The sequence below is a fragment of the Rhizobium sp. 05N49 genome (assembly GCF_056396805.1).
Genome location: NZ_JBFTME010000013.1, coordinates 47,110 through 61,658 on the forward strand (window position 1 = coordinate 47,110; position 14,549 = coordinate 61,658).

Consider the following 14,549-nt stretch of genomic DNA (forward strand, 5'->3'; position numbering starts at 1 on the left):
GTTAATTTACGATTGCGCGCATTCGCGGCCGCTAAATCACGTAAACAGAGAGAAAAAGACGGTTAAACAGGCCTCTTGATTATCGGTAAAATCCTATTCATCAATTGGGCGCCGAAAGCCATTCTTCCGGGCAATTTTCGCCATATTCAGGAGTTTATCTGTGGCCACTCGATATCCATGGCAGCGCTTAAAGGGGATTGCCGACATGCGTTTCGTTATTGCTACGCTTCTGGCGACGGCAAATTTTCTTTCGCCCATGAGCAGTTTTGCCGAGAGTGCCGATGTCGAGGCGACGATCAAGAAGGTCGACACTACCAATCTCGTCCTGACGCTGGATGACGGCAAGACCTATCAGGCGCCCGAGGAATTCGATTTCGAAGGCCTGAAGGCCGGCGTCAAGGTTGTGATCTTCTATACGGAAGTCGACGGCAAGCGCGTCATCAACGATCTCGACATCGTCAAGTAGGCAAGGATCTGCAGGATCAGATCCAGCCGATCTGGCCTCGCGACGTCTCGATCTTCAAAATCCGGTCCTGCGGGATTTCGCCTTCGGACGCGACATCCTTGGGAAGGTTGGAGATTAGCTTGAACAGGCTTCTGATGACGCCGCCATGGGTGACGCAAACGGTTGGCCGGTCGACTGAATTCAGCCATGCGCCTGTTCGCCACGACATGATCTCGTAGCTTTCCGCATCCTCGCCCGGCGGAATGAAATCCCACTTGTTGATGTTGCGTTCCGTCACTCGCTCGGCCTGAGAGACCCTGAGCTGCTTTATCGTATAGCCTTCCCAGTCGCCAAAGGAGACTTCGACCAGGCGTTCGTCGGTTCGATAGTCCTTGGGCGGAAGCCTCATGGCTGATCGCATGATCTCCATGGTCTCGCGCGTGCGCCCGAGCGGGCTTGCGACGAAATCGAATTCCGTATCCTCGCCCTTCAGGACCGCCGCAAGGGCGATCCCGTTCTGTCTTGCCTGTTCGCGGCCGATCGCATTGATCGGAATATCCTTCTGGCCCTGCAGGCGGCGTTCCGCATTCCAGTCGGTCTGGCCGTGTCTGATCACATAGATAAGCACGGGGATCGGCTCCGCTTTGCAGGTAAGGACGCTCAGTCCTTGATGACGGAAATATCAGGCGCGTCCACAGCCTTCATGCCGATGACATGATAGCCGCTGTCGGCGTGATGCACTTCACCCGTCACGGAACGCGACAGGTCCGAGAGCAGGTACAGGCCGACATCGCCCACTTCCTCGATGGTCACGGTACGACGCAGCGGCGCGTTATACTCGTTCCACTTGAGGATGTAGCGGAAATCGCCGATGCCGGAGGCCGCAAGCGTCTTGATCGGGCCTGCCGAAACGGCGTTGACGCGGATGTTCTTCGGTCCGAGGTCGACGGCGAGATATTTGACGCTCGCTTCGAGTGCCGCCTTGGCAACGCCCATGACGTTGTAGTTCGGCATCACCTTCTCAGCACCGTAATAGGTGAGGGTGAGCATCGAACCGCCTTCCGTCATCAGCTTCTCGGCGCGGCGCGCGACCGACGTGAAGGAGTAGACGGAGATCTGCATGGTCTTGGTGAAATTGTCAGGCGTCGTATCGACGTAACGGCCGGTCAGCTCGTCCTTGTCGGAGAAACCGATCGCATGCACGATGAAATCGATCTTGCCCCACAGCTTCTCGACGTTTTCGAAAACGGCATCGATCGTCGATTCGTCGCTGACGTCGCAATGGCCGACCATGACGGCGCCGATTTCGGCAGCCAGGGGCTCCACGCGCTTCTTCAGGGCATCGCCCTGATAGGTGAATGCAACTTCTCCGCCCTGCGCATGAATGGCCTTGGCAATACCCCACGCAATCGAACGATTGTTGGCGACACCCATGATGACGCCGCGTTTGCCTGCCATGAGGCCGGATGCTTGAGCCATATTTCGCTTCCCTAGGAATTCTGATGATCCTGCCTATGGCATAGGCCGTTAATCGGTTCAAGCAGGCCCAAGATCATCAACTGTTAGGCATCGTAACAAAGGGTGCGATTGTCACCAAAATTTCATAAAAATAGCCCTTCACGCATGCTGCGCATGAGATCGGTGACCTTATCGTCAGGTTTTTCCCACAACATAATGCGCAATTCGACGACGAGATCGCCTTTTCCACCGCTGTCGTTGGGCAGCCCCTGGTCGGGAATGCGGATCGTTTTGTCGGAACCGGACCAGGCGGGGACCGTTACATTGACCGGTCCCTGCGGACCATCTACGCGCGCTTCGGTGCCAAGCACTGCGTTCTCGATGTTGAGCGGCAGCACGGCATGCACGTCGAAACCATCGACGGTGAATCTCGGATCGGGCGCGATATGGATGTTGATGACGGCATCGCCGCGTTGCATGCCCGGCAACTTGAATCCCTGGCCCTTGAGCCGGACCTGATGGCCTTCGGTCGTGCCGGCTGGCAGGGCAAAGCCGACTTCACGGCCCTCCGGAAGAGAAACCGTCGTCCAGCTGCCCCTCATGATGTCTTCGATCGTCACGGTGGCAGTTGCCACCTCATCCGGTGCTTTTTCAGGGCCTGGCTGACCGGTGCCAGTGAAGCGGCGCACCAGCGAGGTCAGAAGGCTGAGCGGCAGGGACATGTTGACGCCAGTGCCGGTCGTGGCCTCCGTCTGCTCATCCTCCGCCCTGGCGGTTTCGGATTCTGCTGTATCCTGTTCCGGCTGCCTTGCCGCCTCGGCTGCATGCGGCTTGGCCTGTGCCTGCTGGGAGTGCGCCTGCTGAGAGTATGCTTGCTGTGCCTGCGGTTGCGCCTGCGCGCCGGCGCTGCGGGCCGCTTGTGCGCCAAAGATGCGCTCGACCATCTCTTCTGCCGCTTCGGTCGAGCCTGCCTGCTGCTGCTGCTTGGCACCTGCCGCTGCGGCCTTCTGTGCACTGGCATTGGCGCGTGCAAGCTCTTCCATCACCCGCTCGGCATTGGCCTGAGCGGCCTTGGCGCGGGCGGCAGCCTCACGCGCAGCTTGACGCTGCTGCATGATCGTCTGCTCCTGCTTCTTTGCTTCAGCCATGCGTACGGCGCTGTCGAAGAGATTGCGCTTTCGCGGATCTTTCAGTGTTTCATAGGCGCGGCCGATCTCGGCGAAACGCGCGGTGGCCGTGGGGTCGCCCTGATTGTGATCGGGATGCACGGCCTTGGCCATGTTGCGCCAGGCCGCCTTGATTTCGTCCGCATCCGCGTCGCGCTTGACGCCCAGAACCTTATATGGATCACGCATTGTTCGCACCGCCGCTGTCGCAATCCGGGAGGCATCTTCCTCGTGGCGCTCCCGGAAACCGAATCTCAACTCATGACGCGCCTCCCGGTTCACGACAGGAAAGCACGCTCGTCGGCCGATCGTGCGGGAGAGTTGCTAATCACTTCTTATTTCCGAAGCTGGATATGGGGTGTTTTGCCACTAATGGTTAGTCTTTCACTAAACATTGAAGCGAATCGGCACGCCGCATTAACCCTGAAGTTTCAGGGTGGCCAACGCCGCAAAACGGGTAAAGGAGCGGATCAGCTTTCCGGCTGGAAGCTCAGAAGCTGCCAGTTGCCGCCGCCGACAAGGCAGGTCTTGCCGTAGAATTTGGCGATACCGACATAGGAATGGCGTGTCGTGCGGAATTGCCGGCAGACCTGACCGGCATCATTATTCTCGACGATCGTGTCGATGACGCCGGCGCTGCCGGTCGAGGCATTGGCCCAGGGAAGCGGCTGCCCCTCGAGTTTCTGGATATCGGCCGACGTCACGGCGTTGCGCACCGTCATCTCGTCGGAAAGCGTATCGGTGCTCGGGGCGGGCTGCGGCACCGTGCCGGTCGCAACCGAACGATCCACCTTTGCCGAGCTCAGGAAGTCGAACCCTCCGGTCATGCAGCCGGAAAGTGACAGGATCGCAATACCGACGATGGAGAGTCTGACGCTGCGGCGCAGCGAACCCTTTGTATGGCGATGTGTCTTTGCTATGACTTCCACCCTGCATCCTTCCCCAGTCTGAGAGGCTGGGTCAGTTTTTAGAAACCTCGGGATTTGAATTAATATGTCGGCAAACGGGTTAACAGCTGGTGACTTTACGGAAAGTGAAGAGCCCTTCAAGCTCTTTGGGGAGTGGCTGAAGGAGGCGGAGGCTTCCGAACTCAACGACCCCAATGCTGTCGCGCTCGCGACGGTCGATGAAGATGGGCTGCCCAATGTCCGCATGGTTCTCCTGAAGGGTTTCGATACTGACGGATTCGTCTTCTACACGAATTTCGAGAGTCAGAAAGGTCGCGAAATCTTGGGGCAGAAGAAAGCTGCCATGTGTTTCCACTGGAAAACGCTGCGCCGTCAGGTGCGCGTTCGCGGCCCTGTCGAACTGGTCACAGACGCAGAGGCCGACGCCTACTTTGCGACGCGTGCCCGCGGCAGCCGTATCGGCGCCTGGGCTTCCAAGCAGTCGCGCCCGCTCGAAAGCCGTTTTGCCCTGGAAAAGGCGGTTGCCGAATACACAGCGCGCTACGCCATCGGCGACATTCCGCGCCCGTCTTACTGGTCTGGTTTCCGGATCCGCCCGACCTCGATCGAGTTCTGGAAAGACCAGAAGTTCCGGCTGCACGACCGGATCGAGTTCCGCCGGCCGACGCCCGAGGGGGGCTGGGACAAGGTGCGGATGTACCCGTAGAGAACTTATTTCCCAAGCAGTTTCAATGGAATGCCTGATGCCAGCGCCGAAACATAGCGTGACCTCTGGTAAAAGCCGTTGATCGAGATACGCGGCATATAGGTGGGCTTGCTTGCTGCCGGAATGCCCGGCTGCGTTGTCACGGCTACGGCAAAGCCGAGCTTTGCCGCAAGCTCCGCTTCACGGCCCTTTGTTGCCTCCTTCGTTCCATAGGGAAAAGCGATTGTCCGGGGACGAATGCCGGTGATCGACTCGACATAATCTGCCGAGATTTCCATCTCGATGCGGGCTTCGGCATGCGGCAGGCGGGCAAGTGCCCTGTGGCTGATAGTATGGGCGCCGAGACTGGCGAGCGGGCTTGCCGAAAGATTGCGCAGCTCCTGCGGTCCCATGACCAGTTCCCGCGTAATGTCGAGCGGCTCGATCCCGTGGCGCCGCGCCAGCGCATCCACCTCGGCGAGGGCGTGGCTCTCGTCCTGCCTGTGGATAAACTCGGCAAGCCTGTCGAAGGCGTCCCATTTCCGGACGAGCGTATCGAGCGCCAGTCTCTCCCTGCCGCGGCCAAAATTGAACTCGATGCTATTTTCCCGGTTAAGCAGCAGTGCCAGCGTTTCCCACCAGATGCTGTGCGAGCCCTCGGCAAAGCCCTGCGCTATGAAAATGGTAAAGGGCGCCTGATGCCGTTCGAAGACGGGCAGGGCATGGATCAGATTGTTGCGATACCCGTCATCCAGTGTGAAGGCGGCGAACAGGCGATCGTCCTGCGGGTCCGATAACAGGGAGGGCACCACATCGAGCGGTACGAAACGATAGCCGATCCGTCTCAGGCGCCGGAGCGTTGAATCCAGAAATTCTGGTGTTATTTCAAGATGCTGGTTCGGTTCGAACGGTTGGGCGACATGCGGGCGCACATGATGGAGCGTGAAGATGACGCCGCGTCCGCGGGCCTCCTTCATGAGCCCGGCAGCGCTCGCCAGCCACGCCGCTTCCAGCCCGCTGCCGATCGCGATGCGCTTCAGCCGCCGCTTCCACTGCCCCATTTTTTCCGTGACCCCGCTTTGTAATCGTGTCACACAGGCTACCAATGCCGCCGTTAAACCTTGCTGAATCCCGGAGGGAAAACGGGTTGTTGACCGGCTGTTAACCAAGCGAAACAAAAGCTTGGAAAAAACTTGGGCGTTGCCTCAAAGTCGCGCCAGATTATGGGCATCTGTCACAATACGGGACATAATTCCGGTTGTAGCGACTCGCCGGGTATAATGAGGGGAAGTGTATGAGAAGGCTTTTGGCTGCCATTTTGACCGCGTCGCTGGCACTTTCTGCACCTGTTGCGGCCTTCGCCGGTAGCGCTTCCCTCGTCCTCGATGCCCGCACCGGCAAGGTTCTTGCCTCGGAAAACGGTGATACGCTGAACTATCCGGCTTCGCTGACGAAGATGATGACGCTCTATCTCACCTTCGAGGCGCTCAATCGCGGCAAGATCACCTGGGATACACCGATCACCATGTCGAAATATGCTGCCTCCCGTCCGCCGACAAAGCTCGGCGTGAAGGCGGGCGGCACGATCACGGTGCGCGAGGCGGTTTATGGCATGATCGTCAAATCGGCCAATGATGCGGCGGCCGCCATGGGTGAGAAGCTCGGCGGCTCGGAAAGCAATTTCGCCAGGCTCATGACCCAGAGGGCCCGTCAGCTCGGCATGGGCCGCACGGTCTTCGTCAATGCGTCCGGCCTGCCGGACAAGCGTCAGGTCACGACGGCGCGCGATATGTCCACGCTCGCCGTGGCGCTGATGAAGAACTATCCAGGCGAATATCGCCTCTTCTCCATCGCGAGCTTCAATTTCCGTGGCCAGACCATCCGCGGCCACAACAATCTCATGTACCGCTATCAGGGCATGGACGGTATCAAGACCGGCTATACCAATGCCTCCGGTTTCAACATTGTCAGCGCCGTGAAGGACGGTAGCCGCCGCGTGGTTGGCGTGGTGCTCGGCGGCCGCACGGCCCGCAGCCGCGATGCCAAGATGGCCGGATTGTTCGACCGCTACATGGGCAGAGCCTCCTCCGGTGGCGCCAGCTTGACTGCAAGCATCAATGCCAAGCAGCAGGTCGAGGTAGCCTCGGCTGCGGAGCAGACGGATGTTCCCGTGCCGGCGAACGCGCCGCGCGTTGCGGACGACGCAGCAGCACCTGCACAGAAGGCGCTTGGCTTTGCCAACGACGGAGTTGTCCCGCTTGAGCGCCCGGCGGCAATGGACGAAATCATGAATGCCGGCAAGGCGGCGAAAGCGCCGGCCGGCAAGACAGGCGGCTGGCAGATTCAGATCTCGGCTGCCCCGAGCGCCGATGCTGCCCGCGCGCTCCTCGCGCAGGCCCAGTCCGAGGCCGGTGCGCCGCTGGTTTCCGCCTCGCCTTACACGGAAGCTGTCGGCAAGGGCGCCAATGCGATTTATCGCGCCCGTTTCATTGGCTTCCAGAGCAAGGAAGACGCGACCTCTGCCTGCGACGCCCTGAAGAAGCGCTCCTACGACTGCATGCTGTTGCCGAACCAGGGCTGAGCCGCGGCTCGCTCTGGACAAACTTCGGGAATCGGCGCTCTCCTCATAAACAAAAGGAGAACGTCATGCTGCAACGGCTCGCCGACCAGTTCGAGACCTCATCGTCCGCCTACGCCGCCGCCAATGACATCGAGCGCGATGCCGATTGGTTTCTGCTGAAGCTGCAGGAGGAAATGGGAGAACTGACCCAGGCCTGGAACCGCCTGACCGGCCGCGGCCGTGCCAAAGGCCGTTCGCCCGAGGAGATGGAGCGCGACCTGGCCGACGAAACTGCCGATATTCTCGGCCATGTCCTGCTCTTTGCTCGGCGTCACGAGGTAGATCTCGCCGCCGCAATCGAGCGGAAATGGCGGTTCAAGCCTTGATAGACCTGACAGGGCATGGCGTATGCTGCTTTGAGACGGGATAGACGCATGCGCTGGATAGGACCGGCAGGCGCTTCTGTGGATGGCGCCGGTGACGCTTTGCAGCTGGAGATCTGGGAAAACGTCTTGAACTACTGGACGGTCGTCGGTTTCAAGTCCGTGATTTGTATCGTCCTCGCGCTGATCGCCAGCGGCGAACTGGTCTTCCAAGCCTTTCCTCCATTCATGGCCGGTCTAGCGCTCGTCGTCATGTCGGCTCAACTCGCCCGCTCGATCTACCGGGCTTCGAAGATCACCTTCAGCAGACCGCTCATTGTCTTATCACCCGAAGGCATCCAGCATCAGGGCTTTTCGGCCAGCCTTCACTGGCGGGTAATCAGCAAGATCAGCAAGGTGAATCGAGCACGCACATCGGAAAGAACGCTAAGATTGGTCGTCCGGGATGACGCAGATCCGAAACTTTTGAGTGATCTCTTCGCATGGAACTGGGGAATCCTGCCGAGGACGATTTTCGTTCCCTTGGATCGGATCAAGGGCTGTTCCGCGAAAGACGCGACATCAATAATCGATCGTTACATTAAAGAGCCCGTGCTGTGAGTGTCACTGCTGTCATCACTCCTATCGGCTTGTATCAAGTTGTTCCGAGTGACGCACTTGAAGCGAAGCGATCCGGCTTCGGGAAATCCGGCTGCGCCTCCGGCCGAGCCGAGCGGAAGGCGTCGAGAACCACACAGCGCTGCTCAGTCGAGAGCAATAGGGGATAGGGCGAGAGATCATGGCCAAGACGGCGAGCGTTGCTCATCTGCGGAATCAGATGCAGGTCGGCCCAGCCCGGACGATCATCGAAACAGAAGGGCGACTGGATTTCACGCTGCGCGAGCGTTTCTTCAAGCGCGGCAAAGCCAAGTCCCAGCCAGTGGCGCACCCATCGCTTTACTTCGGCCTCGCCGCCGCCAAGTGCCTCCTGCAAGAAATACCGGACGCGCTGGACCGTTAGGGAGTGCATCTCCGAAGCAATGTGGGCGGCAAAACCTCTCGCCTGCGCACGCAGTAGCGGATCCTCGGGCAGGAGGCTCGGATCGGGATAGTTCTCCTCTATGTAAGCCAGGATCGCCGACGATTGAGGCACAACACGACCGCCGATATCCAAGGCTGGCAGCAGCCCCTGTGGATTGAGCCGATTGTATTCGCCCGCTTCAAGCGAACCGATGGGAACGTAACTGTAGGAAATACCTTTGAGATTGAGCGCGATCCGCACTCGCTCTCCCGCGGAATTCTGCCATCGCGAGATCAGCCGCATAACAACCTTCTGAAAGTCTGAGTCAGCCGAACTTATATCGATAGAATTTGCTGTCGACGGCCATTCGCGGGAATTCTCGCGGCAGGTCCTTGCTGGCGATCTCGGAGAAACCGTTCTTCTCATAGAACCGGTGCGCGGCGACGAACTTGTCCGTCGTGCCGAGGAAGATATCGGTGACGCCGACTTTGCCGGCATGGGCAAAAAGCGCTTCGAGCAGCCGGGCGGCCACACCGTGTTCGCGGCCCCGCACCTCGGCGGCCACGAACATCTTTCGCAGGGCCGCCTGGTTGTTGCCGATATCCTTGAGGCCGAGCGTGCCGACGACGGCACCATCCTTGACCGCCACCCAGAACTGGCCCTTGCCGGACTGATAGAAATCCGGAACGACACGCAGGTCCGGCTGCGTGTCGGCGGTGATGTCGATGCCGAATTCTTCGCGCTGGATCGGCAGGATGACCGAAATCACGCCATCGGCATCGTCAGGAGCGAAGGTTCTGATTTCGATTTCGGCCATGATCGCACCGCCTCAGGTCTGCGTGCCGCCGACCGTCACCTGATCCATGCGCAGGTGCGGCTGGCCGACGCCGACGGGAACCCATTGGCCGGCCTTGCCGCAATTGCCGATACCGGTGTCGAGCTTCATGTCGTTGCCGATCATCGATACGCGCTTCATGGCGTCCGGGCCGTTGCCGATCAGCATGGCGCCCTTGATCGGCGCACCGATCTTGCCGTTTTCGATGAGATAGGCCTCGGTGCAGCCGAAGACGAACTTGCCTGACGTGATGTCCACCTGGCCGCCGCCGAAGGAGACGGCATAGATGCCCTTCTTGACCGAAGCGATGATTTCTTCCGGCGTCTTGTCGCCACCGAGCATATAGGTGTTCGTCATGCGCGGCATTGGCACATGTGCATAACCCTGGCGACGGCCGTTGCCGGTGGGCGCCATGCCCATCAGCCGGGCGTTCTGCCGGTCCTGCATGTATCCGACCAGTTTACCGTTTTCGATCAGCACGTTGTAGGCGGAAGGCGTACCTTCGTCGTCGATGGTGATGGAACCTCGGCGGCTGTCGATCGTACCGTCGTCGACGACGGTCACGCCGGGGGCGGCCACCATCTGGCCGAGGAGACCGGCAAAGGCAGACGTCTTCTTGCGGTTGAAGTCGCCTTCGAGACCATGGCCCACGGCCTCGTGCAGCATGACGCCGGGCCAGCCCGAGCCGAGCACGACATCCATCGTACCGGCAGGTGCATCGATCGCTTCAAGATTGACGAGTGCCTGCCGCAGCGCTTCGTCCGCACCGTGCTGCCAGCTTCCTGTCGCGATGAAATCACCGAAACCGATGCGGCCGCCCTGGCCGTAGGAGCCGCTCTCCTGCCGGTCGCCGTCGCCGACCATGACAGAGATATTGATGCGCGTCATCGGGCGGATATCCTGCACGCGATGGCCATCGGCGCGCAGGATATCGACTACCTGCCAGCTTGCCGCCACCGAAGCAGTGACCTGCCGCACCTTGTCGTTCTTGCCGCGCAGATAGGCGTCGATATCAGTCAGCACCTTGACCTTCTCCTCGAAGGTCGGCGAACCGATCGGGTTCTCGTCGGTATAGAGCTTGCGGTTGGTACCCTGCGGTGCTGCCGCGTAAGAGCCGGAATAACCGCGCGTGACGGCGCCGACAGCATCGGCTGCCCGCTTCAGCGCCGAAACCGAAAGGTCGCCCGCATGGGCATAGCCGACCGCTTCGCCGGCAACCGCGCGCAGGCCGAAACCCTGTTCGGTGTTGAAGCTGCCGCCCTTGAGGCGGCCATTGTCGAAGGTCAGCGATTCCGCCTGCGCGTGCTCGATGAAGAGCTCGCCGTCATCGGCGCCGGTAAGCGCCTCGGCGACATGCTTACGCATCGTCGCTTCATCGGCATCAAAGAGCGTCAGGAGATCCGTGGTCATGGTTTTATGCTCCGCAAGAAGAGCGGTAATGCTCAATAGCCGATGTAGGTCTGATGCACTGCGCGAGCAAGCCCTGCATCAGGGCAGGGCGTCGTAGCCTTCTGCGAAGCCCTTGAGGTCGACGGGGATGCCGATGCCTTCTTCCGGCGTCTGGAAGACGATGAAGGTTGCCTGCGCGCCGCTGCGGAAGGTCTTGAGCAGTTCGTCCTCGAGAACGACTTCGGCATAGCAGCCGTCGGCAAAGCAGCGCACGAAATAGGCGCGGCCGATATCCTTGCCGTCGACATTGAGGCCGAGGCCGTTCGGCAGCAGCACGCCAAGCGGCGCCAGCACGCGCAGGATCTTCGACTTGCGGTCGGCGGTCTTCAGGACGACGACGGAGAGGCCTACTTCAGGACGGTCTTCGGCAATAACGTTCTGCATCAGCGCGCACTGCTCGGCCGAGGCGCCCGCCGGCTTGTCGCAGACGACGGACCATGCGCCATGGTTGGAACGGACCGTGCCGGGAGCCGGCGGCTGAGCCTGGCTGGGCGTTACCTGCTCGACGTTCGGCGTCGCAGACGGTGCGGGCTGCTGTGTCGGTGCGGGCTTCGCAGCAGGCGCGGCAGGACGCGACTGCGCGGGCGTCGGCGTCTGCTGCGCGAAAACGGGGCTCGTCGCGGCGGTCGCGATGCCTGCGGCCAGAACAAAAGGCCGCGCGAGGGAACGGAAACCCATGAAAACCTCTGGATATCGAATCATTGCCGCTATTTGTGAAGCTGCCCACAGAAAATGAAAAGCCCCACCCCGTGAAAACCGGGGGACTGCGGCAGAAATAGGACCTCGCCGAAAGAATGTGCAGCGGGCGGATTGGCGCTGGAGCGCGTTTTTCGTATGCTGATGAAAAGCTTGGAATGTTTTGCCGTGGCTGAGGAGGCAGTCTTTGAGCAAAAATGCCGCATAGACAATTGCTTCTGCCTGTTGCGGCGGATGCCAAACTGTGGTTTGAAGCGCACAGGATGGCAAGGATTCTGCGCTCGATTTATCGCAGATCAGCGCTCGAGGGAGATTACAAGGTGATTAAGAAGGCTTATGCAGCCCTGACCGCGCTGGTCTGTCTGCTTTTTGCTTCCGGCACATATGCCGATCAGCCGATGCCGTGGCAGGCGACACTGCAGCCGGCAGCAACGCCGATCATGCGGGAGATCCACTGGTTCGAACAATATACGCTGTGGTTCATCGTTCCGATCACGCTGTTCGTTCTCGTTCTCATTCTGGTCGTCTGTTTCAAGTTCCGGGCTTCGGCAAACCCGGTTCCCTCCAAGACGAGCCACAATACGGTAATCGAAGTCATCTGGACCGTGGGGCCGGTTCTTATCCTTCTTTTCCTCGCTGTTCCTTCTTTCACCCTCCTGACGGCGCAGCTCACCCTGCCGGAAAATCCGGATGTGACGATCAAGGCGACCGCGACCCAGTGGCAGTGGAACTATGAATATGAGGGCTCCGGCGAAACGCCTGTCGCCTTCGACTCCTACCTTCTGAAGGAACCGGATCGTGCCTCTGCCGGCAAGACCGATCTTGCTGTCTATCCGCGCCTTCTGGCCGTCGATAACGAACTCGTACTGCCTGTCAACAAGACCGTTCGCGTTCTTGTCACTGCCGCGCCGACCGACGTCATTCATGCTTTCGCCATGCCGTCCTTCGGCATCAAGATCGACGCCGTTCCGGGCCGCCTGAACGAAACCTGGTTCCGCGCCGAGCGCGAAGGCCTCTTCTACGGCCAGTGTTCCGAGCTTTGCGGCAAGGACCATGCGTTCATGCCGATCGCGATCCGCGTGGTCTCCGAGGGCAAGTACAAGCAGTGGCTGACCACGGCCGCCAGCGACTTGCCCGGCGCCTACAAGACACTGATCGCCGCTGCCGATGGTTCTGCAAAGACCGTCGATGTCGCTGAAAACGTCGCAAAGTAAGATAGGGGATCGGGACAATGGCTGGACCTTCCGCTCACGACGATCATTCTCATGATCACCACGCTCATGACGCACACGCGCATGACGACCACCACGATCACTCGCATACGCCGAGCTTTGCAGACCGCTGGTTCTTCTCGACGAACCACAAGGACATCGGCACGCTCTATCTGATCTTCGCGATCTTCGCCGGCATCGTCGGTGGCCTTCTTTCCGTCGCCATGCGCATGGAACTGCAGGAGCCGGGCATCCAGATCTTCCACGGCCTGGCCTCCATGGTCTACGGCTTCGAAGGTGATGCCGCCATCGACGGCGCCAAGCACATGTTCAACGTCTTCACCACCGCTCACGCGCTGATCATGATCTTCTTCATGGTCATGCCGGCGATGATCGGCGGTTTCGCCAACTGGATGGTGCCGATCATGATCGGTGCGCCTGATATGGCTTTCCCGCGTCTGAACAACATCTCCTTCTGGCTGATCGTTCCGGCCTTCCTGTTGCTGTGCATCTCGATGTTCGTCGAAGGCCCGGCAGGCGCCTATGGCGCAGGTGGCGGCTGGACCATGTATCCGCCGCTTGCCGTCGGCGGTCAGCCGGGTCCGGCAGTCGACCTTGCGATCTTCGCGCTTCACATTGCCGGTGCGTCCTCGATCCTCGGTGCGATCAACTTCATCACCACGATCCTCAATATGCGCGCTCCGGGCATGACGCTGCACAAGATGCCGCTCTTTGCCTGGGCCGTGCTGATCACCGCCTTCCTGCTGCTGCTGTCGCTGCCGGTTCTGGCAGGCGCCATCACCATGCTGCTGACCGACCGTAACTTCGGCACAGCCTTCTTCGCGCCGGAAGGCGGCGGTGACCCGATCCTCTACCAGCACCTGTTCTGGTTCTTCGGTCACCCGGAAGTCTACATCCTGATCCTGCCGGGCTTCGGCATCGTCAGCCATATCGTGTCGACCTTCTCCAAGAAGCCGGTTTTCGGTTATCTCGGCATGGCCTACGCCATGGTCGCCATCGGTGCCGTCGGCTTTGTCGTCTGGGCTCACCACATGTACACGGTCGGCCTGTCGCTCGATGCGCAGCGCTACTTCGTCTTCGCAACGATGGTCATCGCCGTTCCGACGGGTGTGAAGATCTTCTCCTGGATTGCGACCATGTGGGGTGGCTCGATCAGCTTCCGCACCCCGATGATCTGGGCGATCGGCTTCATCTTCCTCTTCACCGTCGGCGGTGTCACCGGTGTCCAGCTCGCCAACGCCGGCCTCGACCGCTCGCTGCATGACACCTATTACGTCGTGGCTCACTTCCACTATGTTCTGTCGCTCGGCGCCGTCTTCGCCATCTTCGCTGCCTGGTACTACTGGTTCCCGAAGATGACCGGCTACATGTACAGCGAATTCCTTGGCAAGCTGCACTTCTGGGTCATGTTCATCGGCGTGAACCTGGTGTTCTTCCCGCAGCACTTCCTCGGCCTCGCTGGCATGCCGCGCCGCTACATCGACTATCCGGATGCATTCGCCGGCTGGAACTATGTTTCTTCGATCGGCTCCTACATCTCCTTCGTCGGCGTGATCATCTTCCTCGTCGGTGTCTGGGAAGCCTTCGCCAAGAAGCGCGTTGCCGGTGACAATCCATGGGGTGAGGGCGCAACGACCCTCGAGTGGCAGCTGCCTTCGCCGCCGCCGTACCACCAGTGGGAACAGCTCCCGCGCATCAAGTAAGATGCCGGTTTTCCAGACGCCGCAGGCTT

At 60.1% G+C, this 14,549-nt stretch carries 16 protein-coding genes; 7 read left to right on the top strand and 9 right to left on the bottom strand.

Annotated features, from left to right (window positions below):
- Window positions 1–205 precede the first annotated feature (205 nt).
- Entirely contained in the window at window positions 206–466 is a 261-nt protein-coding gene (locus AC1DF8_RS23785) for a DUF1344 domain-containing protein (protein ID WP_112542941.1), read from the top strand.
- Between the two features lie 16 nt (window positions 467–482).
- Here the strand turns inward: AC1DF8_RS23785 and AC1DF8_RS23790 are convergent, their stop codons facing one another.
- The 4 genes from AC1DF8_RS23790 to AC1DF8_RS23805 all read right to left on the bottom strand — a co-directional run bounded on the left by AC1DF8_RS23790 (window position 483) and on the right by AC1DF8_RS23805 (window position 3,998).
- The gene (locus AC1DF8_RS23790) at window positions 483–1,073 is read right to left on the bottom strand and encodes a histidine phosphatase family protein (RefSeq protein ID WP_478155308.1); all 591 of its coding nucleotides are present in this window, start codon (window positions 1,071–1,073) and stop codon (window positions 483–485) included.
- A gap of 32 nt (window positions 1,074–1,105) precedes the next feature.
- Window positions 1,106–1,924, bottom strand: coding sequence for an enoyl-ACP reductase FabI (fabI, locus tag AC1DF8_RS23795; protein ID WP_112542943.1), 819 nt, complete (start codon window positions 1,922–1,924; stop codon window positions 1,106–1,108).
- 122 nt (window positions 1,925–2,046) lie between these two features.
- Window positions 2,047–3,258, bottom strand: coding sequence for a DnaJ C-terminal domain-containing protein (locus AC1DF8_RS23800; RefSeq protein WP_478155309.1), 1,212 nt, complete (start codon window positions 3,256–3,258; stop codon window positions 2,047–2,049).
- Between the two features lie 281 nt (window positions 3,259–3,539).
- A complete protein-coding gene (locus AC1DF8_RS23805) occupies window positions 3,540–3,998 on the bottom strand; it encodes an RT0821/Lpp0805 family surface protein (protein WP_112542945.1) in 459 nt (152 codons plus the stop codon).
- A gap of 64 nt (window positions 3,999–4,062) precedes the next feature.
- On the opposite strand from AC1DF8_RS23805, the gene pdxH reads away from it, so the two are divergent.
- A complete protein-coding gene (gene pdxH / locus AC1DF8_RS23810) occupies window positions 4,063–4,683 on the top strand; it encodes a pyridoxamine 5'-phosphate oxidase (RefSeq protein WP_113203586.1) in 621 nt (206 codons plus the stop codon).
- A gap of 5 nt (window positions 4,684–4,688) precedes the next feature.
- On the opposite strand, the gene AC1DF8_RS23815 is transcribed toward pdxH, so the two are convergent.
- On the bottom strand, window positions 4,689–5,723 hold the full coding sequence (locus AC1DF8_RS23815) for a polysaccharide deacetylase family protein (protein ID WP_478155310.1): 1,035 nt from the start codon (window positions 5,721–5,723) through the stop codon (window positions 4,689–4,691).
- Between the two features lie 233 nt (window positions 5,724–5,956).
- Here AC1DF8_RS23815 and AC1DF8_RS23820 point away from each other — a divergent pair, with 233 nt between their 5' ends.
- The 3 genes from AC1DF8_RS23820 (at window position 5,957) to AC1DF8_RS23830 (ending at window position 8,205) form a co-directional block, all read left to right on the top strand.
- Window positions 5,957–7,243, top strand: coding sequence for a D-alanyl-D-alanine carboxypeptidase family protein (locus tag AC1DF8_RS23820; RefSeq protein ID WP_112542948.1), 1,287 nt, complete (start codon window positions 5,957–5,959; stop codon window positions 7,241–7,243).
- A 65-nt stretch (window positions 7,244–7,308) separates the two neighbouring features.
- Window positions 7,309–7,608, top strand: coding sequence for a nucleoside triphosphate pyrophosphohydrolase family protein (locus AC1DF8_RS23825; RefSeq protein ID WP_113116286.1), 300 nt, complete (start codon window positions 7,309–7,311; stop codon window positions 7,606–7,608).
- Between the two features lie 78 nt (window positions 7,609–7,686).
- Window positions 7,687–8,205, top strand: a complete 519-nt coding sequence (locus tag AC1DF8_RS23830; RefSeq protein WP_162710030.1) for a hypothetical protein — start codon at window positions 7,687–7,689, stop codon at window positions 8,203–8,205.
- 34 nt (window positions 8,206–8,239) lie between these two features.
- Here the strand turns inward: AC1DF8_RS23830 and maiA are convergent, their stop codons facing one another.
- The 4 genes from maiA to AC1DF8_RS23850 form a co-directional block, all read right to left on the bottom strand.
- Entirely contained in the window at window positions 8,240–8,908 is a 669-nt protein-coding gene (gene maiA / locus AC1DF8_RS23835) for a maleylacetoacetate isomerase (protein WP_112542951.1), read from the bottom strand.
- A 22-nt stretch (window positions 8,909–8,930) separates the two neighbouring features.
- Entirely contained in the window at window positions 8,931–9,422 is a 492-nt protein-coding gene (locus tag AC1DF8_RS23840; protein WP_478155311.1) for a GNAT family N-acetyltransferase, read from the bottom strand.
- Between the two features lie 12 nt (window positions 9,423–9,434).
- Window positions 9,435–10,850, bottom strand: coding sequence for a metalloprotease TldD (gene tldD, locus AC1DF8_RS23845; protein WP_113116282.1), 1,416 nt, complete (start codon window positions 10,848–10,850; stop codon window positions 9,435–9,437).
- Between the two features lie 78 nt (window positions 10,851–10,928).
- A complete protein-coding gene (locus tag AC1DF8_RS23850) occupies window positions 10,929–11,591 on the bottom strand; it encodes an invasion associated locus B family protein (protein ID WP_183887381.1) in 663 nt (220 codons plus the stop codon).
- A gap of 314 nt (window positions 11,592–11,905) precedes the next feature.
- On the opposite strand from AC1DF8_RS23850, the gene coxB reads away from it, so the two are divergent.
- Together coxB and ctaD are read left to right on the top strand one after the other, a co-directional pair.
- Window positions 11,906–12,799, top strand: coding sequence for a cytochrome c oxidase subunit II (gene coxB / locus AC1DF8_RS23855; protein WP_478155312.1), 894 nt, complete (start codon window positions 11,906–11,908; stop codon window positions 12,797–12,799).
- Window positions 12,800–12,816: 17 nt separating this feature from the next.
- Window positions 12,817–14,520: a cytochrome c oxidase subunit I gene (ctaD, locus tag AC1DF8_RS23860; protein WP_112542955.1), complete on the top strand. Its 1,704-nt coding sequence runs from the start codon at window positions 12,817–12,819 to the stop codon at window positions 14,518–14,520.
- Window positions 14,521–14,549: the final 29 nt, after the last annotated feature.

Coding starts and splice junctions, on each gene's coding strand:
- AC1DF8_RS23820 (WP_112542948.1), top strand. CDS start 5,957: ATGAGAAGGCTTTTGGCTGCCATTTTGACCGCGTCGCTGGCACTTTCT.
- ctaD (WP_112542955.1), top strand. CDS start 12,817: ATGGCTGGACCTTCCGCTCACGACGATCATTCTCATGATCACCACGCT.
- tldD (WP_113116282.1), bottom strand. CDS start 10,850: ATGACCACGGATCTCCTGACGCTCTTTGATGCCGATGAAGCGACGATG.
- AC1DF8_RS23840 (WP_478155311.1), bottom strand. CDS start 9,422: ATGGCCGAAATCGAAATCAGAACCTTCGCTCCTGACGATGCCGATGGC.
- maiA (WP_112542951.1), bottom strand. CDS start 8,908: ATGCGGCTGATCTCGCGATGGCAGAATTCCGCGGGAGAGCGAGTGCGG.
- pdxH (WP_113203586.1), top strand. CDS start 4,063: ATGTCGGCAAACGGGTTAACAGCTGGTGACTTTACGGAAAGTGAAGAG.
- AC1DF8_RS23850 (WP_183887381.1), bottom strand. CDS start 11,591: ATGATTCGATATCCAGAGGTTTTCATGGGTTTCCGTTCCCTCGCGCGG.
- AC1DF8_RS23785 (WP_112542941.1), top strand. CDS start 206: ATGCGTTTCGTTATTGCTACGCTTCTGGCGACGGCAAATTTTCTTTCG.
- AC1DF8_RS23815 (WP_478155310.1), bottom strand. CDS start 5,723: ATGGGGCAGTGGAAGCGGCGGCTGAAGCGCATCGCGATCGGCAGCGGG.
- AC1DF8_RS23800 (WP_478155309.1), bottom strand. CDS start 3,258: ATGCGTGATCCATATAAGGTTCTGGGCGTCAAGCGCGACGCGGATGCG.
- fabI (WP_112542943.1), bottom strand. CDS start 1,924: ATGGCTCAAGCATCCGGCCTCATGGCAGGCAAACGCGGCGTCATCATG.
- AC1DF8_RS23825 (WP_113116286.1), top strand. CDS start 7,309: ATGCTGCAACGGCTCGCCGACCAGTTCGAGACCTCATCGTCCGCCTAC.